This window comes from Pseudomonas salomonii, from assembly GCF_900107155.1.
In the GTDB taxonomy this organism is placed as follows: Bacteria; Pseudomonadota; Gammaproteobacteria; order Pseudomonadales; family Pseudomonadaceae; genus Aquipseudomonas; species Aquipseudomonas salomonii.
The window spans coordinates 236,043-256,407 of record NZ_FNOX01000002.1; the positions used below are offsets into that span (position 1 = coordinate 236,043).

Below are 20,365 nucleotides of genomic sequence, written 5' to 3' on the forward strand. Positions count from 1 at the left end.
CAGCAATGCTCCTAGGAATATTCAGACAGGCTCCTACAACGCTTTAACCTTGAATTCAAAGATCCATCTGACAAATAAAAATTGTCAAACTTAAATCTCCAGTCATGCATCGTTTGAAATCCGCCCTTGGAGGGCCGACCGCCTCGCGTCCTGGCAGAGGCTGTAGCACTCGTAGTTGCAGGAAGTGCCCGCTGATGAATCCGAAAATCATTCATAACTCAGTCCTTGAGTTGAAAGTGAAGTGCTAATTATCAGGGCTGAAATAATGATTAACAGATACAGAAGCTGACCAAAAAGCAGTTCAGATAATGACGGGGGCAAATGCGCAGGGCGCAGACACAACAACGCCGCGCTGAATTTCAGGGCGGCGGCGGGGAAAAGGGCATCGTTTGCGGGACCGGACGGCCGTTGCGCGTTTCAGACAACGCGCGGATTCAACCCTGTCATATGGCGCATTTGCCCCATGCGCCCAGGGTTTGCAAAACTCATTTACGAATCTTCCTACACCTCAAACAGCCTCAACCTGCAACGCAACACGCTCGCGGCACGGGCATTCATCCATGTAACGGTGCGCTTCTACAAACTGGTTGAAGGCAAATACGGTGGTTTTCAGTGGCACCAACACGCGGTCGGCCGTCAGTTGGTTGATGTCACGCAATGCGCGTTGCAAGGCAACATGGTCCTGAATGATGCCCAGTTCCGGCTTGCCGGTGAAGTTACCGATACAGTGCACAAAGAACTGGATGTTCTTCTGGAACGCTGCACAGGCCGGGAACGGCGTCTGGTTGCCGCCTTGCAAACCGTAGAGCACCAGGCTGCCACGGGGCGCCAGCACGTCACCGAGCATCGACATCTGCGGACCGCCCAAGCCATCGAACACCACATCCACGCCGCGGTTATCGGTGAACTTGTTGATTTGCATCAGCAGGTCCTGCTCTTCGGTGACGATGACCTTCTCGGCGCCCAGCGACAGCAGGTACTCACGCTCGGCGCTGTCCTTGGTGGCGGCGATTACCCGAACACCCAGCGCCTTGCCCAATTGTACAAACGAGGGGCCGGCACAGTGGCTGGCGTCGGTCACCAGGGCAAACTGGCCGGGTTTGACCCGCGCCAGATCCATATAAGCAAAGTAGGCGATCAACAGCGGCGTGTAATGCACGCTGGCTTCAATCGGGCTCAGTACATCCGGATAACGGGTCAATGCCGAGCGCGGCAATACGATTTGCTCGCCATATACCGGGTAATCATTGGGGCTTTCGGCCGGAAAACTGGCGACTTTATCGCCTACCGCCAAGTCATCCACGCCCTCACCGAGGGCCACCACCACACCGGCCATCTCATGGCCAAGGCCGGACGGCAAGCGTGCATGGGAGGACGCCAGGTTCTGGCGCCACAGAATGTCATACCAGCTGATGCCAATCGCTTCGACACGCACCTGCACTTCGCCCGGTGCGGGCTGTGCGGCTGCATGCTCTTCGCATTTGAGCACCTCGGCCGGACCAAACTTGTGAAAACGGATCGTGCGGGACATCGCAAACCTCGTCAAAGTAACCTCTAATGCCATGAACTCTATCTGGGCTTTCCGGGTAAGGCCACCGGTCGCCATTAATAGTCGACATGTCTGTCATTGATTCCGCAAGTGAGGCATTCACCTCAAGTATCGTAGGAAAACTCAATTATCCGGTGCAGAGTACCAGCCTTTCCCCGTAAGATTCATGCCGGTCATTGTTTACATGTGGCCGCTCACGTCAAGTTTGCTGACTCTTCCAGGACACAAGATGAACCGTAACGACCTGCGTCGTGTCGACCTTAACCTCTTGATCGTATTCGAAACCTTGATGCATGAGCGCAGTGTGACCCGCGCTGCCGAGAAATTGTTCCTTGGCCAGCCGGCCATCAGCGCGGCGTTGTCGCGCCTGCGCGGGCTGTTCGATGACCCGCTGTTCGTGCGCACCGGGCGCAGCATGGAGCCGACGGCGCGCGCCGTGGAAATCTTCGCCCTGCTCTCCCCGGCCCTGGACTCGATCTCCACCGCCGTGAGCCGCGCCGCCGAATTCGACCCGGCCACCAGCACCGCCGTGTTCCGTATCGGCCTGTCCGACGACGTCGAATTCGCCCTGCTGCCGCAACTGCTCAAACGCCTGCGCGCCGAGGCGCCAGGCATCGTGCTGGTGGTGCGCCGCGTCAACTACATCCTGATGCCTGGCCTGCTGGCCTCCGGGGAAATTTCCATCGGCGTGAGCTACACCGCCGACCTGCCCGCCAACGCCAAACGCAAGGTGCTGCGCCGCAGCCTGCCGAAACTGCTGCGCGCCGACAGCGTACCCGGCTCCTTGAGCCTGGACGACTTCTGCGCCCGCCCCCACGCCCTCGTGTCCTTCGCCGGCGACCTGAGCGGGTTTATCGACGAAGAGCTGGAAAAACTCGATCGCAAACGCCACGTGGTATTGGCTGTACCGCAGTTCAACGGGCTGGGCACATTGCTGGCGGGCACCGACATCCTCGCCACCGTACCGGACTACGCCGCCGAGGCATTGACCGCAGCGGGCGGGTTGCGCGCCGAAGACCCACCGTTGCCGGTGCGCACGTTTGAGCTGCATATGGCGTGGCGCGGGTCGCAGGATAATGATCCGGGGGAGCGGTGGTTGAGGTCGAGGATTCAGATGTTTTTTGGGGACCCCGATAGCCTGTAATGGAATTCTAGTAAATTCCATAAAACTGTTTTATAACAAGTGCTTATTGGTAATTTCAGTCCATTGCCGCCTGTCTAAATCCAATGGATTCCACGACTCATGGGGGCATAATTGGGGGCAAATTTCGGTTCCTTAAAAAGGATGCCCCCACCGATGCCCCCAGATAATGTGGTTGTTTTCAAACGAAAACTCAGCGATGCCTTGATCCGCTCACTGACCGAACCTGGCAAACACGCCGATGGCGAAGTTCCTGGCCTCTACTTGGAGGTGAGGGCGTCGAGCAAGGTCGGCAAATCCCCTTCCAAGGTTTGGCGATTGAAGTATCGGCTGCATGGGAAGGAAAACCGCTTCTCCATCGGCGCTTACCCCGACATTAGCCTCAAGGAGGCGCGCGACATTGCCCGCGGCGCACGCCGCGACGTGGCTAACCACACCGCTCCGCTCAAGGCCAAGACCGCCAAGATCGAGGCACAGTTGCTCAATGAAGAGCGCACCTTCGCTTACGTGGCCGAGCAATGGTTGGCATTCAAGTCTGCCGAACTGGTGACAAAATCCATCTCGGGGTTTAACGGAGCGCTGAACAACCACATCTTGCCTGCCATTGGCAAAAAACCGATCAGCGAGATCAAGTTGGAGCACATCACTACGATCATCACTGAGTTGCGCCGCCAGCGCACCATGGCCATGGCCCGGCGCGTGCGCACCATCATACGTGCCGTTCTGGGCTTTGCCGAAGGTCGCGGCTGGGTGGAGCGCAACGTGGCGCTCAGCAACATCGAGGAGTTGAAGATCCGCCACATCGTGACCAGCAACCCGGCGATCGAAAGGCCATCCGACCTGGGCAGGTTTCTTCTACGCCTTGATGACTGCAACGACGGCAGCGTTGCCACCGCAATGCGCCTGCTGGTCATGTTGCCGGTCCGCCCAGGCGAACTGGTGCAGATGCGCTGGGAAGATGTCGACTTGGTGGGCGCCGATTGGCGTTATGTGGTGAGCAAGACCAAGCATCTGGACAAGAGCAAACACATTGTGCCGTTGCCTGAACAAGCCTTGGTTCTGTTACGCGAGCTACATAAAACCCGCGTGGTGGATGAAGAAGGCAAAGGCTGGGTGTTCGTCTCGCCGGTCTATCCGGGACGCCCCATAAACCCGACCTCCATGCTCAAGTCCTTTCAGCGTATCTGGCCGGAGTACAACATTACTGCCCACGGCTTTCGCGCCACCTACCGGACCATAGCCCACGAGCATTTGGGTATAGATCCTATCGTGCTTGAACTGTCTTTATCCCACCGAATGCCGGGTGCGCTCGGGGCAGTGTATGCACGGGCTCAATTGCTGGCGCAACGCCGAGAGGCTGCCCAACAATGGGCGAACTACCTAGATCAGTTGCGTCAAAACGCGGCGCGAATAACCACAGATTGACGATACAGCGAATACAAACCAGGAGATTGGAGCGGAAACGAGACTCGCATCTGGCCTCCGACCCTTTGAATTCTAGGGGTTTTTGTCCATCGGGCGCATTGTTCTCGATTTTTGAATGAGCACTCATCATAGCTCAAGCAGTTGTACGACAACATGCGCCACGTAATGCCTTTCAGCGGTTTTAACGGTGGGAGGCGCAGGCATTCATCGGCGGTATGCGTGCACGCCAAGGCTGGGCGCGCTCCAACTGTGCGGCGAGTGCGAACAAGGTCGCTTCCTCGCCAAAGCGGCCGGCAAAGTGCGCGCCCATCGGCAGGCCGGCAGCACTCCAGTACAGCGGCACCGACATTGCCGGTTGCCCACTGGCATTGAACAGCGCCGTGTACGGTGAGTAGCTGTGGAACCGTTCGATCAGCTCATCCAGGCTCATGCGATCGTCTTGCAGGTCCAGTTCGCCAATGGGCACCGGTTCGCGGGCTAGGGTCGGCGAGAGGATCAGGTCGTAATCCTGCATGAACACCGCCAGTTGCCGACCCAAGGCATGAATCCACTCCACCGCCCCAGCGTACTGCGCACCGCTGACATCGCCCTTGCTGCGCAAAATAATGCGGGTACGGGCTTCCAGCTCATCAGGCTGCACCGCGAAGCCGCGCATCTGGCCCAGCACGTCGACATAGTGGCGAGTGCTTGCACCGATGATGGTGAAGACCTGATCGAGAAACGTCGGCAGCGCCACCGGCAGGCCGGCCGGTTCAACGTGGTGACCCAGGGACTGGCACAACCTCGCGGCCTGGCGCACGGCGTCCAGACTCTCGCTGGAGGTCGGCCAAGGCCCGAGTTGTTCCACCAGGGCGATACGCAGCGGCCGGGGGTCACGCTGCAGGGCCGTGACATAGGGCTGCGCCTGCATTGGCGCGGCGTAAGGTGCGCCCAGATCGATGCCGGCCGTGGCATCCAGCAGCGCGGCGCTGTCGCGTACCGACAGGGTAATGGCATGGGGGGTGCCCATCCCGGCCCAGCCCTCGCCGACCATCGGCCCGGAAGGCAGCAGCCCACGGCTGGGTTTGAGGCCGAACACACCACAGCAGGACGCCGGCACACGCAAGGAACCGCCGCCATCGTTGCCATGGGCAAAGGGCACGACGCGTGCGGCCACCAGGGCTGCCGCGCCGCCGCTGGAACCGCCTGCACTGTGGTCGATATTCCAGGGGTTGCGCGTCGCGCCAAAACGGCTGGACTCGGTAGAGTACGATGTGCCGAATTCAGGTGAGGTGCTGGTGCCGAGAATCACACACCCGGCACGGCGGATACGGCTCACATGTTCGGCTTCAAAGTCTGCGCGAAAGCCTCCCAGGGCGCGCGAGCCGTTGGTCATCGCCGCGCCGTTGACCGGCGAAAACAGGTCTTTGATCAAGGTCGGTACCCCGGCAAACACGCCGCGCCCCGGCCGCGCTGCGAGTGCGGCCTCGCGAGCGGAATCGTAAAGCCGCTCGGCGACCGCGTTGAGATGCGGCTCGACCAATTCGATACGATCAATCACTGCTTCCAGCAGCTCGCCAGGTTGCACTTCACCGCGCCTGACCCACTCGGCCAGGCCGGTGGCGTCTTCATTGTCCAGCAGGTTCTGGATGTCCATCATCATCTCCTCTTAATTATGAATGACTTGAGCCGAAAGACTGGGGGAGCGCTTTGCGCCGTGCGTGCAGGCCTGCCAGCGCCCAGACCAGTGCCGAGGCAAAACTGGCGAACGCCAGCCACTGGATGGCGTGGCGCAGGTCGCCCGAGTAAGCACTGAGCACGGCCACCACCAGCGGGCTGACAAATTGGCCGACGTACAGAAACGCGGTAAATCCCCCCAGGCCGCGCCCTCGGGTCCTGGCGCTCAGGGCATTCATGACCGGCGCCATTGCGTTAGGCACCAGCAGCCCCGCGCCCAGGCCATGGATCAGCACCGCCACCAACACCGTGTTGTAGCTTTGCCCGCGCATCAGCAGCCATAACCCCAGGGCCAACAGGGTCAGCAACAGCGCATTGCACCCGGCGACACCGAAGCGGCGGCGCAGCAGCGGCCAGGCCAACGAACCGCCCAAGGTCGCCAGCAGACCCAAGCCCGCCGACAGCCCAATCATCGTGCTCGACGTCACCCCAAGGCTGACCAGCAGAATCGGCGTCTGGATCGGCACGATAAAAGTCAGGACCATACCGCTGAGAATCAGCAGATAACCGATCACCAAGGGCAGGATCGCCACCCTGCCCTGCCCAGGCGTCTCGATGGGTTGCCGGGTGGCCGCGGGCTCCCACAGCACCTTGATCATCACCGGCACCAACAGCAGTGGCAGCAGGTACAACAGGAACGGCAGGCGCCAGGAATGCTCGCCCAACGCCCCGCCCATCACAAAGAACAGCGAGCCCACCAGGCCGATGGTCACCACTTGCCGATTGATGTAGCGCAGCCGTTCTTCGCCGTGCCAATAGTCGGCAATCAGCGTGGCGCAGCACGTCATAACCGCCGCTTCTGCCGCACCGAACAACAGGCGCACACCGACGATGGCGGGCAAGTTATCGAGCAACGCCGGGATGGCCCCGAGCACGGCATACAACAGGGTGGCGATCACCAGCAACGCCTTACGCCCAACCCGGTCGGCCAACCAGCCGGCCAGCGGCGCGCACACTGCAATCGCCAGCGCCGGCCCGGTCACCGCCAGGGGTACCAGCAGGTCGGCGCGGGGCTCCAGCGGGCCGAACTCGGCCGCCAACTTGGGCAGGATCGGCGCAACCATGACCGCGCCCATAATGGTCAGGCTGCTGCCCAGCATCAGCACCAGCCCTTCACGGCGTCCGGTGGCTTGCCGTGGTGATGCGCAATCGGAACGTGATGGATTCATGGCCAGCCCCTTAGAAACTTTGAGAAATACGCAGCGCCACGGTGTAACCCTCGGCACGGTTGCGGGCATCGGTTTCCTTGTAGGCATGCAGCCACACGGGCGGCAGACCGGGCTTGAAGTAACTCACTGCCGGCCCGATGGCCAGCACCCGCGCGCGGTTGCCCGATTGCAGCCCGGGCGCATCGTCATCGGTGAACTGGCGGTAGTAGTAACCGCCCAGGCCCAAGGTCCAAGGCCCCACATGCTGGCCCACGGCGAACTCGTGGCGGTACTCGATACCGTTTTTGTAATCGGTCGCGGGGTTACGGGTATTGACGTCGACTTCTAAGCTTGAAGAAACCTCAAAGCCGCTGTCGGTGATGTAGGTGGCATTGACGATCGGCGAGAACGTCCAGTGATTGAGCCCGGGGGAAATCAAACGATTTTTGTCGTAGTCACCGGTGGGCGTCTGGATCTGCAGCTGCGTGTTGATGAACAGATTCGGCGACAGGTTCCACTGCAGGATCACCGGCAGCAATTGCACGTCAGCCATTCGAAACGGATCGGCCTCCAGGCTCAGCGGACCGACCGGCGTCGGCACCTTGACTGAGGCGTCCATCTTGAAAAACGGCACCACCGCGCCGAAACCGTACGTGGCGCCCAGCACGGTGTGATCCGTCATGCGCATGTAGGCGACGCCGATGGACAACACATCCAGTGAGAAGTGGTTGTCGACGGAGCGCCCGTGGCGGTCCTTCTGCACGTTGGCCGAGTAAAACGCCGTGCGCAGCCCCAGGGTCCCGAACGGTGTGGCCGGCGGCATCATCCCCGCGCCGAAATCGTAGACACCGACGGCGGTGGTCGGCGCACCGCTCTCGGTGCCATGGACGCTGGCGCAGCAACCCAGCAGCCCCAGGGTGAGCACCGTCAAACGTGCGGCGCTTGCGTTATTGTTATGAATCATCGAATGCCCCTCCCATCAAGTGGTGTGGGCCATCCTAGTCAGCGGCACCGTGCGCCGGTTATCCGATTTCAGCAGAGTTGAGTGCGACGCAGGGTCTGTGATGGGCTTTCACCAAACAGGGTGCGGTAATCGCTTGCGAACCGACTCAAATGCCAGAAACCCCAGCGCGCCGCCACTTCCTGCACACCATGAGGTTGCGTGCTGGTTCGCAGTTCGCGGCGCACCGCATTGAGGCGTAGCGCACGCAGATAGGCCACCGGGTTGATGCCCAGGGTTTCCTGAAAACAGTATTGGAGTTTGCGCCGGCTGGCGCCGATGTGGTTGCACAGATCAAGAATCGACAGCGGTTCGTCGAGGTGGCTCAGCGCATATTCGCGCGCCCGGTCGACCATCCTTTTGCGCGCCGTGGGGTTGAGGGGCGGCGCTCGATCCGGCGCGATCAATTCCAGTACATGCAGCATCACCGCATCCCGTATGCCGCGCCGAATCGAGTCATGCCCCAGCACTGCATCACGGCTCTGGTCGCAGCGCGCCAGTTCATCGAACAACGCCGCGAGTTCACGCTGCACAGATGAATCACCCAAGCGGTAACACTTGGGAAGATCGGTAATTCGAAACTCACTGCCCTGACGCTCCAGGGCATGTTCCAGGGCGTGCTCCTCAATGGCCACGCCGAGCAAATCCAGATGCTGTGGCGTGTGCAGCTCGGGAAGGTTTTCACCGTGGGCCACCAACAGGCTGGGCTCGTGGACCGGATGCCCCGAGCAATACACCGGGCCGTCGGCACTCAAGGGAATACTGAAGGTGATTGCGCCTTTCCAGGCCACACCACTCTTGATCATGGCCTGATTAGAGCGGTCGCGCACCAGTTGCATCCAGTCCGAGCGAAACTCCACCAGCTCACCCTCAAAGGGGCCAGGGGACAACTGATCGTAGCGAACCTGCCAGCCGCCCATATTGCGCGCGTGCTCATCGATGTCGCTGGTCAGAAAACGCTGGAAGGGCAACACCGGTGCAAGCACCACCGAGGCCACAGGCATCAGCACATTATTATTGTTCATCGACCCAACCTTTTTCAGTTCCAAGGCTTACAGGTCAGATAGCACGCAAGTTCCATTCCGAACCTGGGACCGGTCGTGCATTTGTGCCGAAAATGGATAGTGAGCATTCGCGGCTGCGATGCCGTCAGCGGGCAAAGACGTTCACTTATTAATTAAATTATGACCCGCTCAAGGCTTGATATTTTTCAGCTCATTGAGCAAGGCCAGCAGTTGCTCCATTTTCTCGGCGCCAAACTGTTCCTCGATTTTCTGGTAGTTGCTTTCCATCCCCTCACTCATGGAGACAAAGCATTGCTGCCCGCGCTCGGTGAGGCCAACGAAAACCCGGCGTTGATCCTGGCTCGACTTCTGTCGACGCACCAGGCCATCGCGCTCCAGGCGCGTCAGCACACCGGTCATGCTCGGCTTCAGAATGCAGGCCTGCTGGGCGAGTTGATGGCTTTCAAGTTCGCCCTGCTGGCGCAGTATGCGAATGACCCGCCACTGTTGTTCCGTCAGTTCATGCTTGTTCAGCGCCGGGCGAAAGAAAGCCATTGCGGCTTCACGGGCTTGCAGCAGGGTCAGTGTCAGCGAAGGTCTGGGGTTGGCCATAACGGCACCACTTGAATGGGCGAGTCGGCAGCTTAGTGTCGCCGGCCAGTGGCTGCAAGCAGCGTTGGCGCTGTGAAAAGTGCAATCGGTTCCGCGTAAAAGCCATTCTGTCGTACCGCTGCAATGCTCAAGATGATCGGTACACGATCAACCGACCAAAGCGCGAAGACCCCATGCCTGGCTCAACGCAACCCCGATTGGCGCTGGCGGTACTCCCCCGGAGTGAGCTGTGCGTAGCGCTGGAAAAAACGACTGAAATAGGCCGGGTCCTTGAAACCGAGCTGGTAGCAGATTTCGTTGGCCGAGCTGCCGGTAAACAACAGCAGGCGCTTGGCCTCTTGCATCAGGCGCTCCAGGATCAGGCGCTTGGACGGCAGGTCGGCAATGCGTCGGCACACATCGTTGAGCCGCGCTTCCGTCACCCCAATGCCTTGGGCATAGCGCGACAACGGCCAGTGCTGCTGGTAGTGCGCCTCGATCAGCTCATTGAAGCGGTGGAAGATTTTCAGGTCTTCGTGGCGGGCAGGTGTGGCTTTCAGCGACTGGGAGCACAGCCGCAACAGGCTGATCATGATCAACCGCGTCAAGCTGTCCAGGGCCGCACTGCGTCCGGAGCGCGGGGCTTTCACCTCTTCGCTCAGCGCCTCGAACAAAGCGTCCACCCTGCAGATATCGCCTGCGTATTGCGGCCCCAACTGCGCCAAGGCCACACACGCGGCCGGCAATTGCGCGCCGGCCGGTGCCAGGCTGGGGTCGGTCTCGATCAATTGCCAGACCAGTTGCTGACGCACCGTCAACACGTGTCCGTCACTGTCGGCCTCGGTCACGAAGGCATGCGGCACGGTGGGCGGCGTAAGGAAGAACATCGGCCCCGACTCGACGTACTGCTGGTCGTCCAGGTACACCCGCACTGCGCCGCTTTTGACGTAATGCACCTGGAAGAACCGGTCATGCCGGTGCACCGGCATGTTGCGTCCGAAGAAACCCGCCAGGTTGGCCAGCCGATCGTAATGCACCTGCGCGTCGCTGTAGCGCTGGTCATAGACCTGGCCGATGTTGATGTTCGGGATGGGTTGACGGTCGGTCATCGCACGCTGCTCGTTGTTTTTGTGATGGCGGTGGCGCTCATCCTGCACCGATTCGCACAGCGCAACCACCGCGAAATGAGTGTGCCACGCTTGACGATAGTTAACATCTTAATTATAACTGTTAACACATTAACAATATCCGGAGCTGCCCCATGGCTCTGCCAGGAGAAAGCATGAGCCGTGCCTTGCATGACGTCGCGACCGGCACTCTGTTCGGTGTCGCACTGAACTATCAGGGGCTGCTCAAGCAGCGCCTCGCCGAATTCGAACAGCCGCCGTATCAAAAGCCGCCGGTCAAACCGGTGCTGTTCATCAAGACGCCCAACACGCGCAATCAGCACGGTGCCGAGGTTGTGCACCCAGGCCCGGGCGAACGCTTGCAACCCGGCCCGGCCCTGGGCGTGGTGATGGGCAAGAGCGCCAGCCGTGTGAGCGCGGCCGAAGCCCTCGATTACGTGGCCGGCTATACCATCGTCAATGAATTCAGCCTGCCGGAAGACAGCTACTACCGCCCTGCCGTCAAAGCCAAATGCCGTGACGGTTTCTGTGCCGTCGGGCCTGAGCTGATCCCTACTGCACAGATCAACGACCCGCATAGCCTGGCGATCACGCTGTACGTCAACGGCGAGGTTCGCCAGCAAAACAGCACGGCCAACTTTGTGCGCAATATCCCTTTGCTGATCGCCGAGATCAGCGAGTTCATGACCCTGCACGCAGGCGATGTGCTGATCACCGGCACCCCGGAAGGTCGCGTCGATGTGCAGCCGGGTGACACCGTAGAAGTCGAAATCAGCGGTCTGGGCCGCCTCGTCAACCCCATCGTGGCCGCGTCACAGGAGCTTGCATGAAACACGCCCGTATAGCCTTTGAAGGCGAAGTCCACCTCGCCCATGTCGAAGACAACAACGCCGTACGCCTGGCCGACGGCCGCCTGCTGGCCGAAGATCAGGTGCAATGGTTGCCACCGGCCACCGGCAGCATGTTCGCCCTGGGCCTGAACTATGCCGACCACGCCGCCGAACTGGCCTTTACGCCTCCGACCGAACCGCTGGCCTTCATCAAATCCGTGGGCACGTACACCGGCCACAACCAGGTGACCTGGCGCCCGGATAACGTCGCTTACATGCACTACGAGTGCGAACTGGTGGCCGTCATCGGCAAGCCGGCGCGTAACGTCAAACGCGAAGATGCCCTGGACTACCTAGCGGGCTACACGGTGTGCAACGACTACGCCATTCGCGATTACCTGGAAAACTACTACCGCCCCAACCTGCGCGTGAAGAACCGCGACGCCACCACGCCTGTCGGCCCGTGGATCGTCGACGTCGCCGATGTGCCGGACCCCGGCAACCTGACGCTGCGCACCTGGATCAACGGTGAGCTGCGCCAGGAAGGCAGCACCAAGGACATGATTTTCGACATTCCCTACCTGATCGAATACCTCACCAGCTTCATGACCTTGCAACCCGGCGACATGATCGCCACCGGCACGCCCGAGGGCCTGGCCGATGTGGTGCCCGGCGATGAAGTGATTGTGGAAGTCGAAGGCGTAGGCCGCCTGGTTAACCGAATTGTCAGCGAAGCGGCGTTCTTCAGCGCCCGTAAAGAGGCTTGAGCAGCATGATCAAACATTGGATCAACGGCCGTGAGGTCGAAAGCAAAGACGTGTTCGTCAACTACAATCCGGCCACCGGTGAAGCCATCGGCGAAGTGGCCAGCGGCGGTGCCGAGGAAGTCGCGCAAGCCGTGGCAGCCGCCAAGGAGGCCTTCCCGAAGTGGGCGGGCACACCGGCCAAAGAGCGTGCACGCTTGATGCGCAAGCTCGGTGAACTGATCGAACAGAACGTGCCGTACCTGGCCGAACTGGAAACCCTCGACACCGGCCTGCCGATTCACCAGACCAAAAATGTGTTGATTCCACGGGCCTCGCACAACTTCGATTTCTTCGCTGAAGTCTGCACACGCATGGACGGCCACAGCTACCCGGTCGATGACCAGATGCTCAACTACACCCTCTACCAACCGGTGGGTGTGTGTGCGCTGGTTTCGCCGTGGAACGTGCCTTTCATGACGGCCACCTGGAAAACCGCGCCATGCCTGGCGCTGGGCAACACCGCCGTGCTGAAGATGTCCGAGCTGTCGCCGCTGACCGCCAACGAACTGGGGCGCCTGGCTGTCGAAGCCGGCATTCCCAAGGGCGTGTTTAACGTGATCCAAGGCTACGGCGCCACCGCCGGCGATGCCTTGGTGCGCCACCCCGACGTGCGCGCGATTTCCTTCACCGGCGGCACCGCCACCGGCAAGAAAATCATGCAGACCGCCGGGTTGAAAAAGTACTCCATGGAACTGGGCGGCAAGTCACCGGTACTGATCTTTGAAGATGCCGACCTGGAACGCGCCCTCGACGCCGCGCTGTTCACTATCTTCTCGCTCAACGGCGAACGCTGCACCGCCGGTAGCCGGATCTTCATCCAGGAAAGCGTGTACCCGCAGTTCGTGGCCGAGTTTGCCGCGCGCGCCAAACGCCTGATCGTCGGCGACCCGCAAGACCCGAAAACCCAGGTCGGCTCGATGATCACCCAGGCCCATTACGACAAGGTCACCGGCTACATCAAGATTGGTATCGAAGAAGGTGCCACCCTGCTCGCCGGCGGCCTGGAGCGCCCGGCCAACCTGGCGGCGCACTTGAGCAAAGGCCAGTTTATCCAGCCGACGGTGTTCGCTGACGTGAACAACAACATGCGCATTGCCCAGGAAGAAATCTTCGGCCCGGTGGTGTGCCTGATCCCGTTCAAGGATGAGGCCGAAGCCTTGCGACTGGCTAACGACACCGAATACGGGCTGGCGTCCTACATCTGGACTCAGGACATCGGCAAGGCGCATCGTCTGGCCTATGGCATCGAAGCGGGCATGGTGTTTATCAACAGCCAGAACGTGCGCGATCTGCGCCAACCCTTCGGCGGCGTGAAAGGCTCTGGCACGGGCCGTGAAGGCGGCCAGTACAGCTTCGAAGTGTTCGCCGAAATCAAGAACGTGTGCATCTCGATGGGCAGCCATCACATTCCACGCTGGGGCGTCTGAGCGACACAAGAAGCACCTAAGACAACAACAACAATTTCAGGAGAATCAGCATGGGCGAAGTCATCCTGGCGGCGAAAATCTGCCACGTACCCTCGATGTATTTGTCGGAGCTTCCCGGCAAACACCATGGCTGCCGCGAAGCGGCGATTGCCGGTCACAAGGAGATCGGCCGTCGCGCCCGCGAGCTGGGCGCCGATACCGCCGTGGTGTTCGATGTGCACTGGCTGGTCAACAGTGCCTATCACGTCAACAGCGGCGCACACTTCAAGGGCATCTACACCAGTAACGAGTTGCCGCACTTCATCAAGAACATGGAATACGAGTACCCGGGTTGCCCCGAGCTGGGCGAGCTGATCGCGGCCGAAGCCAACGCCGCCGACGTGCGTACCCTGGCCCACAACATCCCGAGCCTGGAGCTGGAATACGGCACCCTGGTGCCGATGCGTTACATGCACATGGGCGTACCGGACGCGCAAAAACTTAACGTAGTTTCGATTGCCGCCTGGTGCGCCTGGCATCGCCTGCAAGACAGCTTCACCTTCGGCGCCGCCGTACGCCGGGCCATCGAGAAGAGCGACCGCAAAGTTGTGGTGCTGGCCTCGGGTTCGCTGTCGCACCGCTTCTCCGACGACCGCAATGCCGAAGCCAATATCCATAACTGGACGCGTGAATTCGACAAGCAGGTCGACCTGCACGTGGTGGAACTCTGGCGCCAGGGCCGCTGGAAAGAGTTCTGCGCCATGCTCCCGGACTACGCCGAGCATTGTTTTGGCGAAGGCAAGATGCATGACACCGCCATGCTCCTGGGCTTGCTCGGCGGGCCGGATTACGACAAGCCGGCCGAGATCATCACCGCGCCGTTCGGCAGCTCGGGCACCGGGCAGATCAACGCTATTTTCCCTGTTTGACCGTATGGCCGCACGGTATTGCCGCGCGGCCTGAAGGAGCCCTGCATGCCCCACTTTATCGCTGAATACACCGACAACATTGAACAGCAAGCCGACTTGCCTGGCCTGTTCGAAAAAGTCCACCAAACCCTGGGCGACAGCGGCGTGTTTCCCCTGGGCGGGATCCGCAGCCGCGGGGTGCGCCTGGACACCTGGCGCATGGCCGACGGCAAGCATGACTACTCCTTCATGCACATGACCCTGAAAGTCGGGCATGGCCGCGACCTGGCGACACGCCAGAAGGTCGCCGAACAACTCTTCGCGGTGATTACCCAGCACTTCGCCGAGCTGCAGGCCCAACGCCTGCTGGCCTTGTCGTTTGAGATGATCGAGCTGCACGAGCAGCTCAACTTCAAGCAAAACAACGTGCACGCCTTCCTCAAAGCGCAGGTGGGTTAACACGCTCACCTGTTCGTTCCATCGGCCTCTCAGACAAAAAGTATAAAACCATGAGCACAGCCAATACCGCCGACACGCCAGACACCGTCGTACACGACCAAACCCACGGCACCATCACCTGGCGGCTGATGCCGTTGTTGCTGATCTGCTACCTCTTCGCCCACCTCGACCGCATCAACATCGGCTTCGCCAAGATGCAGATGAGCGCTGACTTGAACTTCAGCGACACGGTCTACGGCTTCGGCGCCGGCCTGTTCTTCGTGGCTTACGCGCTGTTTGGCGTACCCAGCAACATGGCCCTGGACCGCGTGGGCCCCAGGCGCTGGATCGCCACGCTGATGGTGGTGTGGGGGGCGTTGTCGACGTGCATGTTCCTGATCGACAGCGCGATGGGCTTCTATGTGCTGCGCTTTTTGCTCGGCGTGGCCGAGGCCGGTTTCTTCCCGGGCATCCTGGTGTTTTTGAACCGCTGGTACCCGGCCGGTCGTCGCGCGCAAGTCATCGCGCTGTTTGCCATCGCGGTGCCGATGGCCGGCGTGATCGGCGGGCCACTCTCCGGCGGCATCCTTGAACACTTTCACGACTTGGGCGGCTTGCGCGGCTGGCAATGGATGTTTGTCATCGAAGGCGCCCCCGTGATTCTGCTCGGGCTGGTGGTGCTCAAGTGCCTGCCGGACAGCTTTGAGACGGTCAAGTGGCTGACGCCCGCGCAGAAGCAACAACTGCGCGAGCAACTGCACCGGGAAGAACATCGCAAATCGATCATCTCGTTCTCGGCCATTCTCTGTAACCCGCAGGTGTGGCTATTGGTGGCGGTGTATTTTGCGGTGATGCTGGCGGTCAACACCCTGGCGTTCTGGATGCCGACGCTGATCCACGGCGCCGGCATCGGCAGTGACGGCAAGGTCGGGCTGCTCAGTGCGGTGCCATATCTGGCTGGCTGTTTTTTCATGATCGGTTGCGGGCGTTCGTCCGACCGTCACCGTGAACGCCGCTGGCACCTCTGCGTGCCTTTGCTGATGTCGGCGGCCGGCATTGCCATCGCCGGGCTCGCCCCGGCCAACCCGGCCCTGGTGCTGGGCGGCTTGATCGTCGCCGGCATGGGTGCCAGCGCGGCGTTGCCGATGTTCTGGCAGCTGCCGCCGGCCTTCCTGTCCAACAACACCCAAGCGGCCGGTATTGCGCTGATCAGTTCCTTCGGCAGCATCGCCTCGTTCTTTGCGCCCTACCTGATCGGCTGGATGCGCGACACCACCCAGAGCGCCAGCCTGGCCCTCTACGTCCTGGCGCTGCTCATTGCACTCGGTGGCTTGCTGGTGCTGCGCACCCAGGCAGCCATCGTCAACCCTCAGTAAGAGACCTTTGTCATGCTTGATCAACAGCTCATTTTGCAAGCCGCCGCCCGCCTCGACCGGGCCGAACGTTCTCGCGAGCAGGTTCGCCAGTTTTCCCTGGACCACCCAGCAATAACCATCGAAGACGCCTACGCCATTCAACGCGCGTGGGTGGCACAAAAAATCAAGGACGGCCGCAAGCTGGTCGGGCATAAAATCGGCCTGACCTCCCGGGCCATGCAGGTCTCATCCAACATCACCGAGCCGGATTACGGCGCGCTGCTCGATGACATGTTTTTCGATGAAGGCACCGACATCCCCTTCGAACGCTTTATCGTGCCGCGCGTCGAGGTGGAGTTGGCGTTCATCTTGGGCAAGCCGCTCAAAGGCCCGAACGTGACCATGTTTGATGTGTTGGACGCCACCGAATGGGTGATCCCGGCGCTGGAGATCATCGACGCGCGCATCCAGCAGGTCGATCCGCACACCAAGGCGACCCGCAAGGTGTTCGACACCATCTCCGACAACGCTGCCAATGCCGGCGTGGTCATGGGCGGGCGCGCTGTGCGCCCCACCGAGATCGACCTGCGCAAGGTGCCCGCCGTGCTCTACCGCAATGGCGTGATCGAAGAGTCCGGCGTCTCGGCGGCGGTGCTCAATCACCCGGCCAAGGGCGTGGCCTGGCTCGCCAATAAACTGGCCACCTATGACGTGACCCTGCAACCTGGGCAAATCATCCTGGGCGGCTCCTTCACCCGCCCTGTCGCGGCCAACCCGGGCGATACCTTCCATGCCGACTACGACATGCTGGGCTCCATTGCCTGCCGATTCGTTTAACCGGAGATCGCTTGATGGATATGCCTGTCAACACCTTCAAACATCGTCTGCGCAGCGGTGAAGCGCAGATCGGCCTGTGGCTGGGATTGTCCGATGCCTACTGCGCGGAACTGGCCGCCAATGCCGGCTTCGACTGGCTGTTGATCGACGGCGAACATGCGCCCAACGATCTGCGCGGCATGCTCGGCCAGCTCCAGGCCGTGGCGCCCTACCCCAGCCATCCGGTGATTCGCCCGGTCATCGGCGACACCGCGCTGATCAAGCAAGTGCTGGATATTGGCGCGCAGACGTTGCTGGTCCCCATGGTGGAAAGTGCGGAACAGGCGCGGGAGCTGGTCAAGGCCATCCACTACCCGCCCAACGGGGTTCGCGGTGTCGGCAGTGCGCTGGCAAGGGCGTCACGCTGGAACAGCATCCCCGGTTACCTCGACAAAGCCGACGAGCAGATGTGCCTGCTGGTGCAGATCGAAAGCCGCGAAGGCCTGGCCAACCTGGACGCGATTGCGGCTGTAGAGGGGGTGGACGGGGTGTTTATCGGGCCGGCGGACCTGAGCGCATCAATGGGTTATCGCGGTAACCCGGGCCATCCTGAAGTGCAGGCGGCGATCGAAGACGCCATCGCGCGTATCCGCAACGCCGGCAAAGCCGCCGGTATTCTCAGCGCCGACCCGATACTGGCCCGGCGTTATATCGAACTGGGTGCGGCGTTTGTAGCGGTGGGCGTGGATACCACGGTGCTGATGCGCGGGTTGCAAACCCTGGCGGCGGCCTTCAAGGGTTCACCGGCGCCTGCAAGCACTGCAGGCGGTGTCTACTGACGTAGGCTTAGGATGTATGAAGATCAAACTGTGGGAGGGGGGCTTTCCCCCGATGAGCATAACTATCCACACATCATTGTAGTGAGCGGGCTTGCCCCGCGCTGGGTGGCGAAGCCGCCCCAAACCCAGGCACCGCGGTTTTTCTGAAACACCGCAGCGTCCTTATTGGGGCGGCTTCGCCACCCAGCGCGGGGTAAGCCCGCTCACTACTACGCCGGTCGGCTCTAAGGCCGTCGCGCTTTTGCTTTTGATCTGCGGTCGTCCCGTCAAACACGCTTGACTAGCGCTTGAGGGTTTTCAGCTCGTTGAGCAAAGTCAGTAACGTCTGCAACTTCTCTTCGCCAAAGCCCGCCTGCAAGCGCTGGTAATTGGCTTCCATGCTCTGGCTCATCGAGTCGAAGCAGGCTTGCCCCTTCTCGGCCAGCCGCACCAACACACGGCGTTGATCCTGTTGCGCCTTGCGCCGCTCAACCATGCCCGCCGCCTCCATGCGCACCAGCACACCGGTCATGCTCGGTTTGAGGATGCACGCCAGCTCGGCCAGGCGGTTGATCTCAAGCTCATCGTGCTGGCTCAGGATACGAATGACCCGCCACTGCTGCTCGGTCAGCCCGTGCTGATTGAGCGAGGGACGAAAAAACCCCATGGCGGCTTCACGCGCCTGGAGCAAAGTAAGGGTCAAGGATTGGCGCGGTTTGGACATGGATGTCGGCGTCGTGATTAGTTAACAGATTAACAACATTCTAGCATTGACCGCCGATCGCCGCGTGCTGCTTTACCGCCCGGCCAGGTTCATGGTTGATATTGGCAGCCACGGTCAAGACCGGCGGCACACAGAATCAAGACACCTACCGCTCGGAAGGCACTTAATACACCCAACAGGCACAGAGCTTCTTGTTGGCTCTGCAGCGCGTTCCCTTCACTTTTCCAGGCTGCGCCATGATCAATATCGAAACGCCTACCTACTATTCGGCAACCAAGAAATACAACCTCAGCTTCCCGACGCTCGAGCAGGACGTGGAAGCCGATGTGGTGGTGATTGGGGGTGGTTTCTCCGGCATCAACACCGCACTGGAACTCGCTGAAAAAGGCATCACCAACATTGTGGTGCTGGAAGCCCGCTACCTGGGCTTCGGCGGCACGGGCCGCAACGGCGGGCAGATCATGGCGGGTATAGGCCATGACCTGGAAAAGATCAAGCAGCAAGTCGGCGACGAAGGCCTGCGCCAGATCTTTGAAATCAGCGAGCTGGGCGCCAGCATCATCAAGGACCGCATCGCCAAATACGCGATCGACGCCGACTTCTGCCACGGCTACGGCTACATGGGCTTCAACGCCCGCCAGGAAAAAACCCTGCGCGCGTGGGAGAAGGACTTCAAGTCGATCAACACCAAGGACGAAATCCGCTTTATGGCGGGGTCCGAGGTCAATCAGATCATTGGCTCCGACGCCTATACCAGCGCGTTGCTGCACATGGGTGGCGGGCACGTGCACTCGCTGAACCTGCTGCTGGGCGAAGCCAAAGCCCTGGCCGACCACGGTGTGCGTATCTTTGAGCACAGCCCGGCCCTGGAAGTCAGCTACGGCGAACGCATCACCGTGCGCACCGGCCGAGGCTCGGTCAAAGCGTCCAAGCTGCTGTGGGCCTGCGACAGTTTCCTCAACAAACTGGAACCGGAACTGCACAAGACCACCGTCAATACCTACGCCTTCCAGCTGATGACCGAACCGTTGTCGGACGAGATGATCAACCGCATCAGCCCGATACACGGCGCCTACAGCGATATTCGGCCGGTGATCGACTACTACCGGGTCACCAACGAAAACCGTCTGTTGTTCGGTGCGGCCACGCCCTTCGTCGAGCACATCCCGCTGGACCTCAAAGCCTGGAACCGTAACCTGATGCTGAAGATTTTCCCGTACCTCAAGGACGTGAAAATCGACCTGGCGTGGGGCGGGCCGATGGCGACCGGAGCCAACCTGTTTCCGCAGATCGGCACGCTGAGCGGGCGCCCCAACGCCTTTTATGTACAGGGTTACGCCGGTTTCGGGGTCACGCCCAGCCACATCATCTGCAAGGTCTTGGCCGAAGGCATGAGCGAAGGCTCGTCGCGCTACGACCTGATCAGTTCGGTCAAGCATGCGCAGATCCTGGGCAAGGACCATATCCGCCCACTGCTGCTCACGGCCGGCAAAAGCCTTCACCAACTCTCGGGCTATTTCAACGGTCGCCGTTGATTGAGCCCCGCTGTTTCATTCACAGGAG

The 20,365-nt window shown here is 60.8% G+C and carries 19 protein-coding genes; 11 read left to right on the top strand and 8 right to left on the bottom strand.

Going from position 1 to position 20,365, the window contains the following annotated elements; all coding sequences use genetic code 11:
• Positions 1-508: 508 nt before the first annotated feature.
• Positions 509-1,531, bottom strand: a complete 1,023-nt coding sequence (locus tag BLV67_RS05080; protein WP_065930108.1) for a zinc-dependent alcohol dehydrogenase family protein — start codon at positions 1,529-1,531, stop codon at positions 509-511.
• A 247-nt stretch (positions 1,532-1,778) separates the two neighbouring features.
• Here BLV67_RS05080 and BLV67_RS05085 point away from each other — a divergent pair, with 247 nt between their 5' ends.
• Both BLV67_RS05085 and BLV67_RS05090 read left to right on the top strand, forming a co-directional pair.
• Positions 1,779-2,693 carry a LysR family transcriptional regulator gene (locus BLV67_RS05085; RefSeq protein ID WP_069787568.1) on the top strand — a complete coding sequence of 305 codons (915 nt, stop codon included), beginning with the start codon at positions 1,779-1,781 and terminating at the stop codon, positions 2,691-2,693.
• A gap of 153 nt (positions 2,694-2,846) precedes the next feature.
• Positions 2,847-4,115 (top strand): tyrosine-type recombinase/integrase, encoded by a 1,269-nt coding sequence (locus BLV67_RS05090; protein ID WP_069787569.1) that lies wholly within the window; start codon positions 2,847-2,849, stop codon positions 4,113-4,115.
• 181 nt (positions 4,116-4,296) lie between these two features.
• Here the strand turns inward: BLV67_RS05090 and BLV67_RS05095 are convergent, their stop codons facing one another.
• From BLV67_RS05095 to hpaA, 6 genes are all read right to left on the bottom strand, one after another.
• Entirely contained in the window at positions 4,297-5,754 is a 1,458-nt protein-coding gene (locus BLV67_RS05095; RefSeq protein ID WP_176727931.1) for an amidase, read from the bottom strand.
• A gap of 13 nt (positions 5,755-5,767) precedes the next feature.
• Complete coding sequence (locus tag BLV67_RS05100; protein ID WP_069787571.1) at positions 5,768-7,000, bottom strand: MFS transporter; 1,233 nt, start codon at positions 6,998-7,000, stop codon at positions 5,768-5,770.
• Positions 7,001-7,010: 10 nt separating this feature from the next.
• A complete protein-coding gene (locus BLV67_RS05105; RefSeq protein WP_069787572.1) occupies positions 7,011-7,943 on the bottom strand; it encodes a SphA family protein in 933 nt (310 codons plus the stop codon).
• A 68-nt stretch (positions 7,944-8,011) separates the two neighbouring features.
• A complete protein-coding gene (locus BLV67_RS05110) occupies positions 8,012-9,004 on the bottom strand; it encodes a helix-turn-helix domain-containing protein (protein WP_069787573.1) in 993 nt (330 codons plus the stop codon).
• A gap of 168 nt (positions 9,005-9,172) precedes the next feature.
• On the bottom strand, positions 9,173-9,595 hold the full coding sequence (gene hpaR, locus BLV67_RS05115; RefSeq protein ID WP_069787574.1) for a homoprotocatechuate degradation operon regulator HpaR: 423 nt from the start codon (positions 9,593-9,595) through the stop codon (positions 9,173-9,175).
• A 182-nt stretch (positions 9,596-9,777) separates the two neighbouring features.
• Positions 9,778-10,683, bottom strand: a complete 906-nt coding sequence (gene hpaA, locus BLV67_RS05120) for a 4-hydroxyphenylacetate catabolism regulatory protein HpaA (protein ID WP_069787895.1) — start codon at positions 10,681-10,683, stop codon at positions 9,778-9,780.
• 173 nt (positions 10,684-10,856) lie between these two features.
• Here hpaA and BLV67_RS05125 point away from each other — a divergent pair, with 173 nt between their 5' ends.
• Genes BLV67_RS05125 through hpaI form a run of 8 tightly spaced genes read left to right on the top strand, consistent with a single transcriptional unit; the run spans position 10,857 to position 18,099 of the window.
• Entirely contained in the window at positions 10,857-11,531 is a 675-nt protein-coding gene (locus tag BLV67_RS05125) for a fumarylacetoacetate hydrolase family protein (RefSeq protein WP_069787575.1), read from the top strand.
• Entirely contained in the window at positions 11,528-12,298 is a 771-nt protein-coding gene (locus BLV67_RS05130; protein ID WP_069787576.1) for a fumarylacetoacetate hydrolase family protein, read from the top strand. Before BLV67_RS05125 ends, BLV67_RS05130 begins: the two co-directional genes overlap by 4 nt.
• Before the next feature lie 5 nt (positions 12,299-12,303).
• Positions 12,304-13,764, top strand: a complete 1,461-nt coding sequence (gene hpaE, locus BLV67_RS05135; protein ID WP_069787577.1) for a 5-carboxymethyl-2-hydroxymuconate semialdehyde dehydrogenase — start codon at positions 12,304-12,306, stop codon at positions 13,762-13,764.
• A 50-nt stretch (positions 13,765-13,814) separates the two neighbouring features.
• Positions 13,815-14,672, top strand: coding sequence for a 3,4-dihydroxyphenylacetate 2,3-dioxygenase (gene hpaD / locus BLV67_RS05140; protein WP_069787578.1), 858 nt, complete (start codon positions 13,815-13,817; stop codon positions 14,670-14,672).
• A 45-nt stretch (positions 14,673-14,717) separates the two neighbouring features.
• On the top strand, positions 14,718-15,110 hold the full coding sequence (locus tag BLV67_RS05145; RefSeq protein ID WP_069787579.1) for a tautomerase family protein: 393 nt from the start codon (positions 14,718-14,720) through the stop codon (positions 15,108-15,110).
• Positions 15,111-15,160: 50 nt separating this feature from the next.
• Positions 15,161-16,465, top strand: coding sequence for an MFS transporter (locus tag BLV67_RS05150; protein WP_069787580.1), 1,305 nt, complete (start codon positions 15,161-15,163; stop codon positions 16,463-16,465).
• 12 nt (positions 16,466-16,477) lie between these two features.
• Entirely contained in the window at positions 16,478-17,281 is an 804-nt protein-coding gene (gene hpaH / locus BLV67_RS05155) for a 2-oxo-hept-4-ene-1,7-dioate hydratase (protein ID WP_069787581.1), read from the top strand.
• A gap of 14 nt (positions 17,282-17,295) precedes the next feature.
• Positions 17,296-18,099 carry a 4-hydroxy-2-oxoheptanedioate aldolase gene (gene hpaI / locus BLV67_RS05160; RefSeq protein ID WP_069787582.1) on the top strand — a complete coding sequence of 268 codons (804 nt, stop codon included), beginning with the start codon at positions 17,296-17,298 and terminating at the stop codon, positions 18,097-18,099.
• A 280-nt stretch (positions 18,100-18,379) separates the two neighbouring features.
• On the opposite strand, the gene hpaR (BLV67_RS05165) is transcribed toward hpaI, so the two are convergent.
• The gene (gene hpaR / locus BLV67_RS05165; protein WP_069787583.1) at positions 18,380-18,802 is read right to left on the bottom strand and encodes a homoprotocatechuate degradation operon regulator HpaR; all 423 of its coding nucleotides are present in this window, start codon (positions 18,800-18,802) and stop codon (positions 18,380-18,382) included.
• Between the two features lie 236 nt (positions 18,803-19,038).
• Between hpaR (BLV67_RS05165) and BLV67_RS05170 the strand changes: the two genes are divergently transcribed.
• A complete protein-coding gene (locus BLV67_RS05170) occupies positions 19,039-20,337 on the top strand; it encodes an NAD(P)/FAD-dependent oxidoreductase (protein WP_069787584.1) in 1,299 nt (432 codons plus the stop codon).
• Positions 20,338-20,365 lie beyond the last annotated feature (28 nt).

Bases quoted from the DNA above. Each gene is read 5' to 3' on its own strand.
- BLV67_RS05110 (WP_069787573.1), bottom strand. From the start codon at position 9,004: ATGAACAATAATAATGTGCTGATGCCTGTGGCCTCGGTGGTGCTTGCA.
- hpaE (WP_069787577.1), top strand. From the start codon at position 12,304: ATGATCAAACATTGGATCAACGGCCGTGAGGTCGAAAGCAAAGACGTG.
- BLV67_RS05170 (WP_069787584.1), top strand. From the start codon at position 19,039: ATGATCAATATCGAAACGCCTACCTACTATTCGGCAACCAAGAAATAC.
- BLV67_RS05105 (WP_069787572.1), bottom strand. From the start codon at position 7,943: ATGATTCATAACAATAACGCAAGCGCCGCACGTTTGACGGTGCTCACC.
- BLV67_RS05095 (WP_176727931.1), bottom strand. From the start codon at position 5,754: ATGATGGACATCCAGAACCTGCTGGACAATGAAGACGCCACCGGCCTG.
- BLV67_RS05145 (WP_069787579.1), top strand. From the start codon at position 14,718: ATGCCCCACTTTATCGCTGAATACACCGACAACATTGAACAGCAAGCC.
- BLV67_RS05150 (WP_069787580.1), top strand. From the start codon at position 15,161: ATGAGCACAGCCAATACCGCCGACACGCCAGACACCGTCGTACACGAC.
- hpaH (WP_069787581.1), top strand. From the start codon at position 16,478: ATGCTTGATCAACAGCTCATTTTGCAAGCCGCCGCCCGCCTCGACCGG.
- hpaR (WP_069787574.1), bottom strand. From the start codon at position 9,595: ATGGCCAACCCCAGACCTTCGCTGACACTGACCCTGCTGCAAGCCCGT.
- BLV67_RS05130 (WP_069787576.1), top strand. From the start codon at position 11,528: ATGAAACACGCCCGTATAGCCTTTGAAGGCGAAGTCCACCTCGCCCAT.
- hpaA (WP_069787895.1), bottom strand. From the start codon at position 10,683: ATGACCGACCGTCAACCCATCCCGAACATCAACATCGGCCAGGTCTAT.
- hpaD (WP_069787578.1), top strand. From the start codon at position 13,815: ATGGGCGAAGTCATCCTGGCGGCGAAAATCTGCCACGTACCCTCGATG.
- BLV67_RS05080 (WP_065930108.1), bottom strand. From the start codon at position 1,531: ATGTCCCGCACGATCCGTTTTCACAAGTTTGGTCCGGCCGAGGTGCTC.
- BLV67_RS05100 (WP_069787571.1), bottom strand. From the start codon at position 7,000: ATGAATCCATCACGTTCCGATTGCGCATCACCACGGCAAGCCACCGGA.
- BLV67_RS05085 (WP_069787568.1), top strand. From the start codon at position 1,779: ATGAACCGTAACGACCTGCGTCGTGTCGACCTTAACCTCTTGATCGTA.
- BLV67_RS05125 (WP_069787575.1), top strand. From the start codon at position 10,857: ATGAGCCGTGCCTTGCATGACGTCGCGACCGGCACTCTGTTCGGTGTC.
- hpaR (WP_069787583.1), bottom strand. From the start codon at position 18,802: ATGTCCAAACCGCGCCAATCCTTGACCCTTACTTTGCTCCAGGCGCGT.
- BLV67_RS05090 (WP_069787569.1), top strand. From the start codon at position 2,847: ATGCCCCCAGATAATGTGGTTGTTTTCAAACGAAAACTCAGCGATGCC.
- hpaI (WP_069787582.1), top strand. From the start codon at position 17,296: ATGGATATGCCTGTCAACACCTTCAAACATCGTCTGCGCAGCGGTGAA.